The 14,315-nt window shown below is 65.1% G+C and carries 16 protein-coding genes and 2 tRNA genes; 10 read left to right on the forward strand and 8 right to left on the reverse strand.

What is annotated here, in order from left to right:
* The first annotated feature begins 21 nt into the window (after nucleotides 1-21).
* Nucleotides 22-1,671 (forward strand): GMC family oxidoreductase, encoded by a 1,650-nt coding sequence (locus D9X30_RS26365; protein ID WP_153945315.1) that lies wholly within the window; start codon nucleotides 22-24, stop codon nucleotides 1,669-1,671.
* Between the two features lie 294 nt (nucleotides 1,672-1,965).
* On the opposite strand, the gene D9X30_RS26370 is transcribed toward D9X30_RS26365, so the two are convergent.
* The 4 genes from D9X30_RS26370 to D9X30_RS26385 all read right to left on the reverse strand — a co-directional run bounded on the left by D9X30_RS26370 (nucleotide 1,966) and on the right by D9X30_RS26385 (nucleotide 5,354).
* Nucleotides 1,966-2,229 carry a DUF2795 domain-containing protein gene (locus D9X30_RS26370; RefSeq protein WP_153945316.1) on the reverse strand — a complete coding sequence of 88 codons (264 nt, stop codon included), beginning with the start codon at nucleotides 2,227-2,229 and terminating at the stop codon, nucleotides 1,966-1,968.
* 22 nt (nucleotides 2,230-2,251) lie between these two features.
* Nucleotides 2,252-3,109: an SDR family NAD(P)-dependent oxidoreductase gene (locus tag D9X30_RS26375; RefSeq protein WP_502799692.1), complete on the reverse strand. Its 858-nt coding sequence runs from the start codon at nucleotides 3,107-3,109 to the stop codon at nucleotides 2,252-2,254.
* 250 nt (nucleotides 3,110-3,359) lie between these two features.
* Nucleotides 3,360-3,914 (reverse strand): type 1 glutamine amidotransferase domain-containing protein, encoded by a 555-nt coding sequence (locus D9X30_RS26380; protein WP_153945317.1) that lies wholly within the window; start codon nucleotides 3,912-3,914, stop codon nucleotides 3,360-3,362.
* A 105-nt stretch (nucleotides 3,915-4,019) separates the two neighbouring features.
* A complete protein-coding gene (locus D9X30_RS26385; RefSeq protein WP_153945680.1) occupies nucleotides 4,020-5,354 on the reverse strand; it encodes an aminotransferase-like domain-containing protein in 1,335 nt (444 codons plus the stop codon).
* A 162-nt stretch (nucleotides 5,355-5,516) separates the two neighbouring features.
* Between D9X30_RS26385 and D9X30_RS26390 the strand changes: the two genes are divergently transcribed.
* Nucleotides 5,517-6,293 (forward strand): enoyl-CoA hydratase, encoded by a 777-nt coding sequence (locus tag D9X30_RS26390; protein ID WP_153945318.1) that lies wholly within the window; start codon nucleotides 5,517-5,519, stop codon nucleotides 6,291-6,293.
* A 42-nt stretch (nucleotides 6,294-6,335) separates the two neighbouring features.
* Here D9X30_RS26390 and D9X30_RS26395 read toward each other — a convergent pair whose 3' ends face one another.
* Nucleotides 6,336-6,800: a MarR family winged helix-turn-helix transcriptional regulator gene (locus tag D9X30_RS26395; RefSeq protein WP_153945319.1), complete on the reverse strand. Its 465-nt coding sequence runs from the start codon at nucleotides 6,798-6,800 to the stop codon at nucleotides 6,336-6,338.
* Between the two features lie 189 nt (nucleotides 6,801-6,989).
* Here D9X30_RS26395 and D9X30_RS26400 point away from each other — a divergent pair, with 189 nt between their 5' ends.
* The 4 genes from D9X30_RS26400 (at nucleotide 6,990) to arsB (ending at nucleotide 9,837) form a co-directional block, all read left to right on the forward strand.
* Nucleotides 6,990-7,748: a sulfite exporter TauE/SafE family protein gene (locus D9X30_RS26400; RefSeq protein ID WP_153945320.1), complete on the forward strand. Its 759-nt coding sequence runs from the start codon at nucleotides 6,990-6,992 to the stop codon at nucleotides 7,746-7,748.
* A gap of 92 nt (nucleotides 7,749-7,840) precedes the next feature.
* Complete coding sequence (locus D9X30_RS26405; protein ID WP_153945321.1) at nucleotides 7,841-8,170, forward strand: ArsR/SmtB family transcription factor; 330 nt, start codon at nucleotides 7,841-7,843, stop codon at nucleotides 8,168-8,170.
* A gap of 63 nt (nucleotides 8,171-8,233) precedes the next feature.
* Nucleotides 8,234-8,746 (forward strand): arsenate reductase ArsC, encoded by a 513-nt coding sequence (locus D9X30_RS26410; RefSeq protein ID WP_153945322.1) that lies wholly within the window; start codon nucleotides 8,234-8,236, stop codon nucleotides 8,744-8,746.
* Complete coding sequence (gene arsB, locus D9X30_RS26415; protein ID WP_153945323.1) at nucleotides 8,743-9,837, forward strand: ACR3 family arsenite efflux transporter; 1,095 nt, start codon at nucleotides 8,743-8,745, stop codon at nucleotides 9,835-9,837. The genes D9X30_RS26410 and arsB overlap by 4 nt, the downstream gene beginning before the upstream one ends.
* On the opposite strand, the gene D9X30_RS26420 is transcribed toward arsB, so the two are convergent.
* The 3 genes from D9X30_RS26420 to D9X30_RS26430 form a co-directional block, all read right to left on the reverse strand.
* Nucleotides 9,808-9,884 (reverse strand) — tRNA-Arg (locus D9X30_RS26420). The two genes, arsB and D9X30_RS26420, sit on opposite strands and share 30 nt — an antisense overlap.
* A 91-nt stretch (nucleotides 9,885-9,975) precedes the next feature.
* Nucleotides 9,976-10,629 (reverse strand): class I SAM-dependent methyltransferase, encoded by a 654-nt coding sequence (locus tag D9X30_RS26425; protein ID WP_153945324.1) that lies wholly within the window; start codon nucleotides 10,627-10,629, stop codon nucleotides 9,976-9,978.
* A gap of 133 nt (nucleotides 10,630-10,762) precedes the next feature.
* The gene (locus D9X30_RS26430; protein ID WP_502799693.1) at nucleotides 10,763-12,037 is read right to left on the reverse strand and encodes a GGDEF domain-containing protein; all 1,275 of its coding nucleotides are present in this window, start codon (nucleotides 12,035-12,037) and stop codon (nucleotides 10,763-10,765) included.
* Nucleotides 12,038-12,453: 416 nt separating this feature from the next.
* Here D9X30_RS26430 and D9X30_RS26435 point away from each other — a divergent pair.
* The 4 genes from D9X30_RS26435 (at nucleotide 12,454) to D9X30_RS26450 (ending at nucleotide 14,099) form a co-directional block, all read left to right on the forward strand.
* Nucleotides 12,454-12,530 (forward strand) — tRNA-Pro (locus D9X30_RS26435).
* 42 nt (nucleotides 12,531-12,572) lie between these two features.
* The gene (locus D9X30_RS26440; RefSeq protein WP_153945325.1) at nucleotides 12,573-12,851 is read left to right on the forward strand and encodes a hypothetical protein; all 279 of its coding nucleotides are present in this window, start codon (nucleotides 12,573-12,575) and stop codon (nucleotides 12,849-12,851) included.
* A gap of 367 nt (nucleotides 12,852-13,218) precedes the next feature.
* Nucleotides 13,219-13,440: a translation initiation factor IF-1 gene (infA, locus tag D9X30_RS26445; RefSeq protein ID WP_008641674.1), complete on the forward strand. Its 222-nt coding sequence runs from the start codon at nucleotides 13,219-13,221 to the stop codon at nucleotides 13,438-13,440.
* 182 nt (nucleotides 13,441-13,622) lie between these two features.
* Entirely contained in the window at nucleotides 13,623-14,099 is a 477-nt protein-coding gene (locus D9X30_RS26450; RefSeq protein WP_153945326.1) for a SixA phosphatase family protein, read from the forward strand.
* Nucleotides 14,100-14,315: the final 216 nt, after the last annotated feature.

Below are 14,315 nucleotides of genomic sequence, written 5' to 3' on the forward strand. Positions count from 1 at the left end.
AACGCCGAGGAGACACCATTCATGGGCGATACCAGCTTCGACTACATCATCGTGGGCGCCGGCTCGGCCGGCTGTGCGCTGGCCGGACGGCTGGCGGACCAGCCGGGCGTGACCGTGGCGCTGCTCGAATCGGGGCCTGACGACCATCACCCCAGCGTCTGGACGCCGCTGGCCATCGCCAGGACGGTGCCCCACCCGGGGCCGCGCAACTACGGCTTCCGGACCGTGCCGCAGCCGGGCCTGAACGGCCGCCAGTCGTACCAGCCGCGCGGGCGCGGACTGGGCGGCAGTTCGTCGATCAACGCCATGCTCTACGTGCGCGGCCACCGTAGCGACTACGACCGCTGGGCCGAACTGGGCTGCGAGGGCTGGGGCTACGACGCCGTGCTGCCCTACTTCCGCCGCAGCGAATGCAACCAGCGCAATGCCGGCCGCGACGACGCCTGGCACGGCGGCAGCGGCCCCCTGCATGTCAGTGACCTGCGCACGCCGAATCCGTTTTCGCGCCGCTTCGTGCAGGCGGCGGCGCAGGCGGGGCTGCCACTGAACCAGGACTTCAACGGTGCCGAGCAGGAAGGCGTGGGGCTGTACCAGGCCACGCAGTTCAATGGCGAACGCTGGAACGCGGCGCGCGCCTACCTGCATCGCGGCAACCGCGCCGACGCCGGCCACAACGGCGGCCGCCAGAACCTAAACGTGATGACCGGCACGCAGGCGCTGCGCATCGTGTTCGAAGGCAAGCGCGCCGTGGGCGTGGAGGTGGTGCGCGACGGCCAGACCCAGACGTTGCGCGCGCGGCGCGAGGTCATCGTCAGCGGCGGCGCGTTCCATTCGCCACAGCTGCTGATGGCGTCGGGCGTGGGCCCGGCCGCCCACCTGCGCAGCGTGGGCGTGGCCGTGGTGCACGACCTGCCCGGCGTGGGCCAGAACCTGCAAGACCATCTCGACGTCATCATCGGCAAGCCGGTCACGTCGTGGCATCTCTACGGCTACTCGCTGCGCGGCGTGGCGCGCATGGCGGGCGAGGTCATGCGCTACCGCTGGCGGCGCACCGGCATGCTGGCATCGCCCGTGGCCGAGGCCGGCGCGTTCGTGCGGACGCGACCGGGCCTGGCCGCCCCCGACCTGCAGCTGCATTTCGCGCCGGCGCTGCTGGGCAATTCCAACGTACTGCGCAAGGGCCGGCCCGGCCATGGCTATTCCTGCCACGCCTGCGTGCTGCGCCCGGAAAGCCGTGGCACGGTGGAACTGGCATCGGCGGACATGCGCGATGCCCCGCGCATCGACCCCCGCTTCCTGTCTGCCGCGTCCGACCTGGACGGCATGGTGGCCGGCGTGAAGCTGATGCGGCGGATCTTCGCGCAGTCCGCGCTGGCCGAAGCGGGCGGCAGCGACCCGCTGACCGCCCTGCTCGGGCCCGGCGAAGGCGACGATGCGGCCATCCGCGATTTCGTGCGCGCCCACGCCGACACCATCTACCACCCGGTGGGCACCTGCAAGATGGGCGTCGATGCGATGGCCGTGGTGGACCCGCAACTGCGTGTTCACGGCGTGGAAGGCCTGCGCGTGGTGGACGCCTCGGTCATGCCCACGTTGATCGGCGGCAACACCAACGCGCCCACCATCATGATTGCCGAGCGCGCCGCCGATCTGCTGCGGATGGCGGCCTGAGCGCCACATCAGGCAGCAGGCGGGGCAGGCTGCGACAGCCTGCCCCGATGTCACCGTTTCTCCACATCGGCGCACTGCCTGCCAAAGCAATCGCCGGCAACGGAGTCGGCGCGATGCACATTGTCGGTGTAGGCACTACCGCCACTGGCAAGAAATGCGTCCGCCTTTTGCGAAGCCCATGCACGGAAGGCCCAATCGGGAACGGCCCGGTGCAACGCACAACGCGAGTCCGGCATGCCGTGGACGACATGCGCCAAGCGGCGACAAGGGTGTCCGCCCGCCTCGCCGCGATGCTCAACGTGCAGGGTCGTCCCGGTGAGCGGCCACCGCTTCGGAAACCTTGGTGGGGCTTTCGTAGTGCTGTTCCGGTATGCGCATCAGCGCGTTGATGATGCGGTCGTCCGCCCGGTTGTCGCGCGCGGCAGAGATCAGCGCGCCCCGTGTGGCGGGATAGTCCAGCCCCTTGAGTGCCTTTTGCAGTTCGATCGGATCGACGCTGCCGGAAGTACCGGAAGCACCGGAAGCACCGGAAGCGGGTTGCGACTGGCTGTCGGCCATGGTTTTGCTCCTGTGAAAGGGCTCAGCGCACCGCGCCTTCGGCCTTGCGCTCCTTGTCGAGCGGCTCGGCCATCTTGCGATGCTGTTCGGCAAGCAGATCCGACGGGGTGATCGATGCGATGGCCGCCCGGAGCTTGTTCTGCCACCCGGTAACCACTTCGGCCTCGCCGCGCATCATGGCCTCGAATCCCTGCCGCGCCACATCTGCGGGGTCATCCTTCTTCGCCTCGCCCATGCGCGTATCGAGCATGTCGGCGCGGCGGAAGAACTCGGTCTCGGTGGCGCCCGGCATCAGGCACGTCACGCTGACGCGGCTATCGGCCAGTTCGTGGCGCAGCGCAAAGGCAAACGAATCCAGGAACGCCTTCGTGCCGTTGTAGACGGCCTGGTAGGTGCCCGGCATCAGGCCCGCAATCGATCCCGTGATCAGGATGCGGCCGGCGCGGTTCTCGCGCATATGCCGCGCCACGCTATGCAGCAGGTACAAGGTACCCACCACGTTCGTTTCGAGCACCCGCGCAATATCGGCAAAATCCTGGTCGACAAAGGCATGGCCCAGACCCCTGCCGGCATTGGCACACAGCACGTCGATGCGCCGGCCGCGCACGCTGGATAGTAGTTCGTCCACGCCTGCCCGCGTGGAGAGATCGGCAACCAGCGACTCCACCGCCGCGCCATGTTCGCGCAGGCGGGCGGCTGCATCGGCAATCTCGGGTTCGTCGGCCACGACGATCAGATCCATGCCGCTGGCCGCGCAACAATCCGCCAGGTGAAAGCCGATGCCGGTCGATGCCCCGGTGACAATGGCCAGGGGGCGCGTGTCAGGAATATCCTGCAACCCCAGTTCGGCATAATCCACATCGCTGTTTGACGAGTTCACGGCCGCCTCCCTGTCGGAACATATCTAGCCAGCAGCGTGCAAATGTCGTACCAGCGGAAGACCCCGCCACGGGCCAACGGTCAGAAGTGGCGAAGTACGTGCCGTTCTTGCAGGCGATGCTCGCGTGATTCGTTTTTTACTTTCTCCGAACTGCTGCCATCAGCGCCGTTCGTCTGGACAGCCGTCACCTTTGCGTCATGGTCGATGGGCAGCGCGCATCGACTGCGTTGCCGGGTGGCGCGCTTTTGGACTATTTACGACGTGCACTTGCGAACATCTCAATGGCTGCCCGGCTGAACGCCGGAATGTCGTCGGGGTTGCGGCTGGTGACCAAGTTGCCGTCCACCACCGCCTGCTCGTCGACCCAGTTGGCGCCCGCGTTGACCAGATCGGTTTTCAGCGACGGCCACGACGTCATCCTGCGCCCCTTGACCGCGCCCGCCTCGATCAACGTCCACGGCCCATGGCAAATGGCAGCCACAGGCTTGCCCGCATCGACAAATGACTTGACGAACGACACGGCAGACGCATCCATGCGCAGCGCGTCGGGGTTGATCACACCACCGGGCAAGAGCAGCGCGTCGAAGTCGTCGGCGCGCACCTGCGCCAATGGCCTGTCCACCGGCGTTGCGTCGCCCCACTCCTTGAACTTCCAGCCTTTCACCTCGCGGTCCTTGGGGGAAACGACCTGGGTTGTGGCGCCCGCGGCGTCCAGCGCCTTGCGAGGCTCCTCAAGTTCCACCTGCTCGAATCCGTCGGTCACGAGAATGGCCACTTTCAGGCCATCAAGCGTTCTGTCAGCCATGCTTGTCCTCCTGGTTCGTCCGTTTCGGGATGGAGCATGCCAAGCACTGGCCATGCCAGCCGCGCGCCCACGCCGCACGCCCTGCGCCGCCCGGCTAGCAGAAGGCTACCGGTACGCGTGATCGTCCACGACCCTGGCGACGGTCTGCAGTGCCTGCCGCAGCATGTCAACGGGGACGGAGCCCAGTGCGAGCCGGATCGCATGCGGCACCTGTTTCGAAGCAGCGTAGGCAAGCGCGGTGGATACGGATATGCGCTGCGCGAGCAGCGTCTTGGCGATGGCATCGGCTCGTGCGTCTTCCGGTAACGGCAGCCAGACGAAATAGGACGCACGGTGCCGGACGGGATGCAGATGCCCGAGCACTTCGGTCACGACACCTTGGCGTAAGGCGGTGTCATTTCGCTTCTGCGCCTCCAGGCGCGCGACCGTCCCGTCTTCGATCCAGCCACAGGCAATGGCGGTCATCATGGTTGGCGTATGCCAGGTGGTTGCGCGGATCGTGCGCTCGAACTTTGGAATCCAGGCTGGCGGCGCGCAGACCGGGCCGACACGCAGCCCCGTTGCCACGCTCTTGGAGAGACTCGATACGTACACGGTCAATTCGGGCGCCAATGCGGCCAATGGCTGCGGCGCGTCGGCTTCCAGGAACGCGTATGCAGCGTCTTCGATCAGGATCAGACCATGGCGCCGCGCGATGGCAACCAGATCGCGCCGCCCGCGCGCGCTCATGACCCAGCCCAGCGGATTGTGCAGCGTCGGCATTGTGTACACGGCGCGCACCCGGCGCTGCCGGCACAGTCCCGCCAGTTCGTCCAGGTCCGGACCCTTGGTGCCCGCGGGAATCGCCACCAGTTCCAGCCGACACGCTTCTGCGGTGAGCTTGAATCCCGGGTACGTCAGCGCGTCAACCGCGACCACGTCGCCAGGTTCCAGCAACGCCATCGCCGTGACGGTCAGGCCGTGCTGTGCGCCGCTTACCAGCACCGTGTTCTCCGCGCGGGCGGACAATCCGCGTCCGGCAAGATGCCGGGCCATCGTCTCGCGGTCACGCATCCGGCCACCATGCGGATGGTATCGGAGCAACGCCTCGAGATCGCCCGTGCCGGCCAGTTCGCGCAGCGCCGTCCGGAGCAGGTCGCCCTGGCCTGGTATCGACGGATTGTTGAAGCTCAGGTCGACGGTGTCGTCGCTCCATGGCTGGAGATCGATGCCGTGTCCACGCGGAAGCACTTCCTTGACGAACGTGCCCCGTCCGGTCTCGCCGCTTACCAGCCCCATGGCGTGCAGTTCCGCATAGACGCGGGTCGCCGTCACAAGCGCCAGGCCTTCGCGGGCGGCAAGCTCACGGTGTGTCGGCAACCGGGTGCCGGGACGCAGCCGACCGTCCTGGATATCTGCGGCGAATTGGTCGACCAGTTGCTTGTAGCGGTGTCGAGGCATGGCGAGCGGTCGCATGACAATGATGGGAATGTGCTGATTATGGCCCCGTATCGCTGATTGCAACCCGCCGTGCTGCCCGCTTCGCATGGCATCGCCGACGGTTTACTTCGCATACGAATCATCTATATACTTCGCATGCGAACTTAAACAACGGAGACCAGCATGACCGCGGCCATTCAAGTTGACCTGACCCATGGTGTACTGACCATCACGCTTGCCCGCCCGGACAAGAAGAACGCCCTGACCAACGAGATGTACGGCACCCTGGCCGACGCCATCGAGGGCGCCGAGCATGACGGAAACGTGCGCGTGGTGCTGGTACAAGGGGATGGCGACATGTTCACTGCGGGGAACGATGTGGGCGAGTTCGCGGCGATCGCCGTGGGCAAGGGCCCCAGCGAACGGCATGTCCACCGCTTTCTGCATGCGCTGGCGAAGGCGACGGTGCCCATCGTTGCCGCCGTTCATGGCAAGGCGGTGGGTGTGGGCACCACAATGCTGCTGCATTGCGACTACGTGCTGCTGGCACAGGACGCGCAACTGATCACGCCGTTCGTCAACCTTGCCCTGGTGCCGGAAGCGGCCTCCAGCTATCTGGTGCCGCTGCGCATCGGCCACGCGAGGGCCTTCGAGATGTTTGCCATGGGCGATCCGCTCGACGCGCAGACCGCGCTCGCCTGGGGCATCGCCAACAAGGTGTGCGCCAATGACCAGCTCCGTACCGAGGCGCGGCAGATCGCAGAACGTATTGCCGCCAAGCCTGCCGGGTCGCTGAGCGCGACGAAAGCCCTGATGCGCCAGGCCGCGATGCTGGTGACGCAGATGGATACCGAGAGCGCGAAGTTCCAGGAGCGGCTGACGAGCGCGGAAGCCCGCGAAGCATTTGCAGCCTTTGCCGAAAAACGCAAGCCGGACTTCTCGAAAGTCAGCCAGCAATAGGCTGCATCGTGCTGCCCAGCCGCGGACCAGGCCAGGCGCCGCCTAGTCGTGGCCCTCGTCGCGATCGTCGCGATCGTCGCGCGCATCGCCGGCAACCGGAAACTTGGTCTGCAGGCTGGTCAGCCACCGCGCCACCACATCGATCTCGGCTTCGGTAAAGCCCTCGGTCAGCCTGGCGTTGAGATCCGTCATGCCCGCCTTGGCACGCTGCCGCGCGGCGCGCCCTGCGTCCGTGAGCCACAGCCGCGATGCGCGGCCGTCCATCTCGTCCGCGCGACGTTCGATCAGGCCCGCTCTTTCCGTCCGGTCGGCCAGGCCGCTCATTCCCGGCGCGCCCAGGTCCAGCGCGGCCGCGGCTTCGCTCATCAGCGCGCCGTTGTGCGTGCCCAGAAAGAACAGCAGCCCCGATTGCGCGGCCGTGACGCCACCGCGGGCGGCACGCGCCTGCGACCAGCGTTGCAGCCGTCGCTGTCCAACGTTCAGGAGATACACAAGACGATGTTTCATGCTGGGCCCGGCAGCGTTGATCGATTTAGTTCGCGCGCGAATCATATCACGGGCGCCATCCGCAACCTGGGCAGCCCTGGGCAGCTTTCGGTGGGGTCACGGAAATTGTATCCATGACAATGATTTGATTGTATTGGATACGCGTCCTACGATGATCGCCAGACGACCCGCCTCAATGCCGAAGCCATCATGGAACTCAATACCACCACCATCCTCGTGACCTTTGCCGGGGTTTTCCTGATCTGCTTCATGAAGGGCGCTTTTGGTGGAGGATTTGCCATCGTCGGCATTCCACTGTTGTCGCTGGTAATGGACCCCGTCTCGGCCGGCGGCCTGCTGGCGCCGCTGTTCATTGCGATGGATCTGTTCAGCCTGCGCTACTGGAAGCCATCGACGTGGTCCAGGCCCGACCTGGTGTTGCTGGTGCCCGGGCTGGTGGCAGGCATCGGGGTCGGCTACTTCCTGTTCAGGGTACTGGACCATCGCGCCATCTCCATCGTCATGGCTGTGGTCACGTTGAGCTTTGTCGGGCTTTGGCTGTTGCGGGGCGGCGACGTCGCAGTGCAGCCCCGCTCCTCCCCCAAGGCCGTGGCGGCGGGCCTGACGTCGGGGATCACCACCATGGTTGCCCACTCCGGCGGGCCGCCTCTGGCGATCTACCTGCTGCCGTTGGGCCTGAGCAAGCAGGTCTACGCAGGAACCACCAGCATGTTCTTTACGGTGGGCAACGTCCTCAAGGCAGTGCCGTGGCTGGCGCTGGCAAGGCCGGCTGGCGCCGTCTGGACATTGATGGCGATCTGCCTGCTTGCCGTCCCTGCGGGTGTCTGGCTAGGCTGGCGCCTGCACGCGCGGCTCGATCAACGCCAGATGTACCGGGCCTGCTACGGACTGCTGGTCATCACGGCCATGAAGCTGCTGTGGGATGGCGCGGCCGGCTACCTTTCCTAGCAGGCTGGCACTCGGCTGGTGTTTGTCACAGAAGCACGCTTGCCGGGATGGCCGTAGTTGCGAAATTTCCATGATTCGACTATATTCGAATCATGGAAACCGATAACGCTCTCGAGGCCCTTTCTGCGCTGGCCCACGCCGTCCGCCTGGCCGTGTTTCGTCTACTCGTGCAGGCCGGCCCCGAAGGCCTGCCCGCGGGCCGCATTGCCGAGCGAATGGAGATGCCGGCCTCCTCACTGTCGTTCCACCTCAAGGAACTGCACCGCGCCGGTCTGCTGGCCAGCCGCCAAGAGGGTCGGTCGATCATCTACATGGCGCGCTTCGAGACCATGAATGCCCTGCTCGGCTATCTCACGGAAAACTGCTGTGGCGGCAATCCGTGCTCCCCGGTGTCCTATTGTTCCGTCGCAACTGAGACCTGACCCATAAAGCGGGCGAGGACGCACCCGCTCGCCCGAACATCGCTCACCCGCCCAACAGGCACCATGCCCGACACGACTTTCAACGTACTGGTGCTGTGCACCGGTAACTCCGCCCGCAGCGTAATGGCCGAAGCACTGTTCAACGTGCTCGGCAAGGGACGCTTTCACGCCTACAGCGCCGGCAGCCATCCGGCGGGCGCTGTCAATGCCTTTGCCATCGAGCGGTGCCAGTCGATTGGCTACGACACCTCGGGCCTGCGTAGCAAGAGCTGGGACGAATTCGCCCTGCCCGATGCACCGCGGATGGATTTCGTCATCACCGTCTGCGACCAGGCCGCGGGCGAGGTCTGCCCGATCTGGCCGGGCACGCCCATCACGGCGCATTGGGGCTTTATGGACCCCGCCGCCATCCAGGGCTCGGACGACGAGAAGCGCAAGGTCTTTGACCAGGTCTTCCGTCAGATCCTGAACCGCGTCAGCCAATTCGTGAACCTGCCGCTGCACGTGCTGGACCGCAACGCTATCCAGAAGGAGATACGCGCCATCGGCGAGCCGCCTGCCGAGGCGGGGCAATGAACACAGCGCAACGGTCAGCAGGGGCCGCGCAAGCCACCGCCATCGGCGTCTTCGAACGCTACCTGACCGTCTGGGTAGCGCTTTGCATTGTGGCCGGCATCCTGCTTGGCCAATGGTTGCCCGGCTTTTTTCACGCGATAGGTGCCATGGCGATTGCAAAGGTGAACCTGCCGGTCGGCGTGCTGATCTGGATCATGATCATCCCGATGCTGATCAAGATCGATTTCGGTGCCATGGGCCAGGTCGCGGGACACTGGCGCGGCATCGGCGTCACGCTCTTTGTGAACTGGCTGATCAAACCGTTCTCCATGGCGCTGCTGGGCTGGATCTTCATCCGTCACCTGTTCGCTGGCTGGCTGCCAGTGGATCAACTCGACAACTATATCGCCGGCCTGATCCTGCTGGCGGCGGCGCCTTGCACGGCGATGGTGTTTGTCTGGTCGCAGCTCTGCAAAGGCGACCCGTACTTCACCCTGTCGCAAGTAGCGCTCAACGACGCGATCATGGTCGTGGCCTTCGCGCCTGTTGTCGCGCTGCTGCTAGGCCTGTCGTCGATTACCGTGCCGTGGGACACGCTCATCACGTCGGTCGCGCTCTACATTGTGGTGCCGGTGCTGATCGCACAGGCCATCCGCAAGGCGTTGCTGGCGCGCGGCGACGCCACCTACAAGCGCGTCGTTGGCGCGCTCGGCCCCTACTCGATCACCGCCCTGCTCGCGACGCTGGTGCTGCTGTTTGGATTCCAAGGAAATGCCATCGTCGAGCAGCCGCTGATCATCCTGCTGCTGGCCGTGCCGATTTTGATTCAGGTCTTGCTGAACGCCGGCCTGGCCTACCTGCTGAACCGCAAGCTCGGCGTGGCCCATTGCGTGGCGGGCCCATCGGCGCTGATCGGCGCGAGCAACTTCTTCGAGCTGGCCGTGGCCACCGCCATCAGCCTGTTCGGATTCCAGTCCGGGGCGGCGCTGGCCACCGTCGTCGGCGTGTTGATCGAGGTTCCCGTGATGCTGTTTGTGGTTGGCGTGGTCAATCGCTCACAGCACTGGTATGAATCGAATCAGTGGCCCGCCCTAGAGGATTCGAACCTCTGACCGCTCGCTTAGAAGGCGAGTGCTCTATCCAACTGAGCTAAGGGCGGATGGCCGTGGCTTGCTGGGCCTTGGACGGCCTTGCCGTTGCGGCAAGGCGTGCATTCTACCGCACCGGTTGCGCGAGGGGAACGCGCCCGCCTACCTGGGATGCTTCTGCAGGATGAACTCGATGGCACACTCCGCGGTAGGTGTGCGCGTTTGATCGAAATCGCGGTTCAGCAGGCTTTGCCGCACGCCGATGTCGACGCGAAACATCGAGATTGGCGATACCTGGTCGCATACGGCCCGGACAAAGTCGATGACATTGATGGACACCGGCGACCACGACTGCGCCTTGTACATCGTGAACGTGTGCTTGTGATCGTTGTTGAACCGCGAGGGCCAGTGCCCCTGCTCGTACAGGTCTTCGTCCGGCACCTGGATCACCAGGTGCCCTCCCGGCTTCACGACCCGGATCCAGTGCCGGATGGCCACCGCCGGATCGACCATATGCTCCAGGCAGTGCGACGAATAGACGAAGTCGAACGATTCGTCCTCCACCCGTTCCAGGTACTGGGCGTCGCCATGCTGCATGTCGAAGACGAAGACATGCTTCATCGCCGGGAACATGTCGCCGAACAGCGCGATGGAATCGATGCCGCCGCCTATGTCGAGGCCATTGCCGACGAAGTACCGCGTGGCATAGCGGGAATCATGCACGCGGCGCAGGATCGAGATCGACGTCGCGCCGGGAATGTTCTGGTGAATCTGCCTGGCCTGCTGGGCAGCGTGTTCCGGCCTGATGATGTCCATGGATGTTGGCGCAAGGCGCGTTGCAGTGACCTGCGCATCTATAGCATCGGCGAGCCGCGCCTTGAATCAGATTTCGACGAAACCGAAGTCGGCCCAGGCCAAGGCTGGCGAAACAGCGATAGGCAGGCCGTGCTCAGGACGACTCGCGCTCGCGCACGCGAGGACGGCGCGGCATGCCAACACCCTCGGCCGTGTCGTGCGAGGACACGCAGTTGCGGCCCATCTGCTTGGCATCGTAGAGCGCGCGGTCGGCGCGCCGCATGACCGCGTCGGCATTCTCGCCGGCCTGGCGCTCGGCCATGCCGATGCTGACCGTATAGGCGATGGCATCGGGTTCGGACGGGCATGGCGCCGAACGCACCATCGCGCTCAGCCGGACGCTGATGGCGCGGCCGGTTTCCAGCGTGGTGTCGGGCATGACAATCGCGAATTCCTCGCCGCCCAGCCGGCCCAGCACGGCCCGCGCCGGTGCGGCCTTGCGCAGCAGGCCCGCAAAATGGCGCAGGACGCTGTCGCCCGCCAGATGCCCGTAGAGGTCGTTGATGGCCTTGAAGTGATCGAGGTCGATGAAGGCCACGGTGAACGCGGTGCGCTGGCGCTCGGCCCGCTTGCATTCGAGTTCCAGCTCTTCCCAGAACGCGCCGCGCGACAGCACGTCGGTCAGGTCGTCATGGCGCGCGCGGCGTTCGATGATGCGCCGCAGGCGGTCATGCGCCATCAGCGCGAAGCTGACCGACAGCCCCACCACGCCGAACACAAAACAGAGGGTGATGTTGTCGCGCTCGTCCGGCGTGGCCAGCGGGTGGCCGTCGACCAGCGTCGACAGCGGCGCCCATGCCTGCGCGCCTGCAAACACGGTGCAGGCCAGCGCCACGAGCGTCAGCGACAGGATGGCCAGGCGACCCGTGCCGCGCTTCGCGGGCAAACGCGGCACGACCACGCGGATCATTTCCAGCAACAGCAGCATCTGGATCAACGACGAGGCGAGCATCAGCCCTGCCACGACAGACCGCGACACCAGCATCCCGGCCGACAACAGACCGGGCGCGCCCCCCATCAGTCCCCCGGCCGCATGCAACCCGAACACGATGGCGCCGGGCAGGTTCAGCAGGGCCAGCACAAGGGCCCGCCCCGGCTTGCCGACAAAATGACGCGTGCCGTGGACCATCATCGACAGCCCGGCCGTCAGGGCCAGCTCGGGCAAGGCGGCCAGCGGCCATTCGGGACGGTAGCCATGGGCGGCCAGCAATACCGCGGCCAGGGTCACTACCAGATCGCCGATCGCCCACGAGGTGAGCCCGCTGCGCTCCATACCGGCAGAGCGCCGCAATACGGCACAGACGATCGCCATCTGCAGCACGAACAAGGCCGCGATCAGCACTACCACCTGCGACTGAAACATCTTCATTCCCGTTCACAAAGACATCGCCGGTGCCCCGCGTGGCACCGGACTGCCTTCTGTTTGCGGCCTGCGAGCAGCCGTCCTGTTTTGTTTCCGCAAGTCCGGCACCTCCGCGTCACGTCGATGCGGGGCATCGCGGGCGAAGTATGGATCAGGCACGGCGCAGCGCGTCCGCGTCGCTAGCGGGGCTGGCGTGCCATAGTTGTGATAGTGGGACCAGGTCCGGGTGGGCACAGCATTGCCAGGCGTGAAGCGCCGGGTCGGACCGATGCGGTGTGCGGATTATGTCAGCGCGACGCATCAAGTCAAGCCAAATACGATCCCACCTGAAGCGGGGTACGTGCCCGCCACTTCCGACCGTTGCCATCCTTCGCACGCCACATTTGACCTGGCCGCACGTGTCGCGATAGAATCGCCGGCTCCGGAGCGTAGCGCAGCCTGGTAGCGCATCTGATTTGGGATCAGAGGGTCGTAGGTTCGAATCCTATCGCTCCGACCATATTTGCAAGTAGTTTTAGGTACAAGGGATCAAGGGCTTACGTTGAAAGACGTGAGCCCTTTTTCTTTTTTCGTGTTCGTTCTGGCCAAATTTGTGCCGCAGGGCAAGGATCACGGCCCCCTGCCGCGCATCTCGTCCATGTGGCGAATGGATCGCATTCGGACCGTGTACCGGCGGCGCCGCGCCGCGCTGCACAATGGCACCAGCCGCCTGTGCATGGCGTTGGCGCAACAGCGCCGTAGCGGATGCTGCGCCTGCGAAGATGGTGCGATCGTGCTACAATCGCGCGTCAGTTCGGGGTATCTGAGCATGCCCTGTTAACCGGGAAAGCGCCGCCTGGCGCACTGGAATACCGCCGGCCCGCCCTCATATTGTTGATTCGGATATGACAGGGCGGATGCGTTGCCGGCCCCGGAAACACCTTGCCCGCTGTCCCCGTGATGTACACGGTTGCGCCAGACGCCCGCGCAACCGCAAGTGGCAAGGCAATCGTCAGGGTCATCCGCGCCCCTACTCGATTCTCTGACCCGCCTGGCTTCCATGGTTTGCCAAGCCCGTCAGCTTGCTTCCCGACGACGTATCGCGCGGCGGCCGCCATGGCGGCATGACGTGGATGCGCGCGACCGGGCGCCCACAGGATACTCACCAACTTAACGCAGCCTTCGTGGCTGCCACAAAGGAAAACAGATTGGCTAAGGAAGAACTCATTGAATTTGGCGGCGTGGTGTCGGAAGCCCTGCCCGACAACCGTTATCGCGTGACGCTGGAAAACGGCGTGGAAATCTGGGCATACGCTTCGGGCAAGATGCAAAAGCACCGCATCCGCATCCTGGCCGGCGACCGCGTCACCCTGGAAATGTCGCCCTACGACCTGACCAAGGGCCGCATCAACTTCCGCCACAAGTCCTGAGTTCGCGGCGCGCAGCCGATGCGCCGCTGTCACGCGGCTGACATCGCTGCTCCCGACACTGACGGGCTATCCGTGGGCTTTGCCCACTGGATGGCCCGTTTTGTTTTTGGCGGCCCGGTCGCGCACTTGCGGCACGCCCCGCGCGTCACCATACTCAAGGCTCGACAAAGCCCCTGCCGAATATGAATCTGATCCTGTGGCGCCATGCCGAGGCCGAAGATCTGCCCGATGCCCTGAGCATCTCCCGCAGCGCCGATCTCCAGCGCCCCCTGACCCGCCGCGGCCGCAAGCAGGCCGAAACGTCCGCCAACTGGCTGCGCGCCCACCTGCCCGCCGACTACCGCGTGGTCTGCAGCCCGGCCCTGCGTACGCGGGAAACCGCGGCGGCCCTGTCGGGCAAGGCCGAAATCCTCGATGATCTGGCGCCGGGCGCCGATGTGGGCGCCGTGCTGGCCGCGATCGACTGGCCTCAGGGCAGCGACCACACCGTCGTGGTTGGCCACCAGCCGTGGATCGGACAACTGGCCAGCCTGCTGCTGGCCGGCCAGGAACTGCCCTGGAGCGTGAAGAAAAGCGGCATCTGGTGGCTAGCCGGACGCACACGCGAAAACGAAGCGCAGGTCGTACTCCGCGCGGTGATTCAGCCCGACCTCCTCTGAACCATTTTTAAGACAATGACGGCGAAAAATGAGATTTCGCTGTCACAAATTTGGCATCTGTTTGTTCATTTGGACGATCGCCGATGTGCTCTAGCGGAAGCCTGTCCTATCGTTAAGGCTTGTGCCGGCGACAACGATGTGTCAGTCACGGAAGCGTCATCATCGGTTCACGGCGCTGTCACCCGGCCTCTCTACATTGTTTCGAAGCCGTTTCGT

Origin of the sequence: Cupriavidus sp. U2, assembly GCF_009663685.2 — a bacterium.
GTDB classification, from domain to species: Bacteria; Pseudomonadota; Gammaproteobacteria; order Burkholderiales; family Burkholderiaceae; genus Cupriavidus; species Cupriavidus necator_C.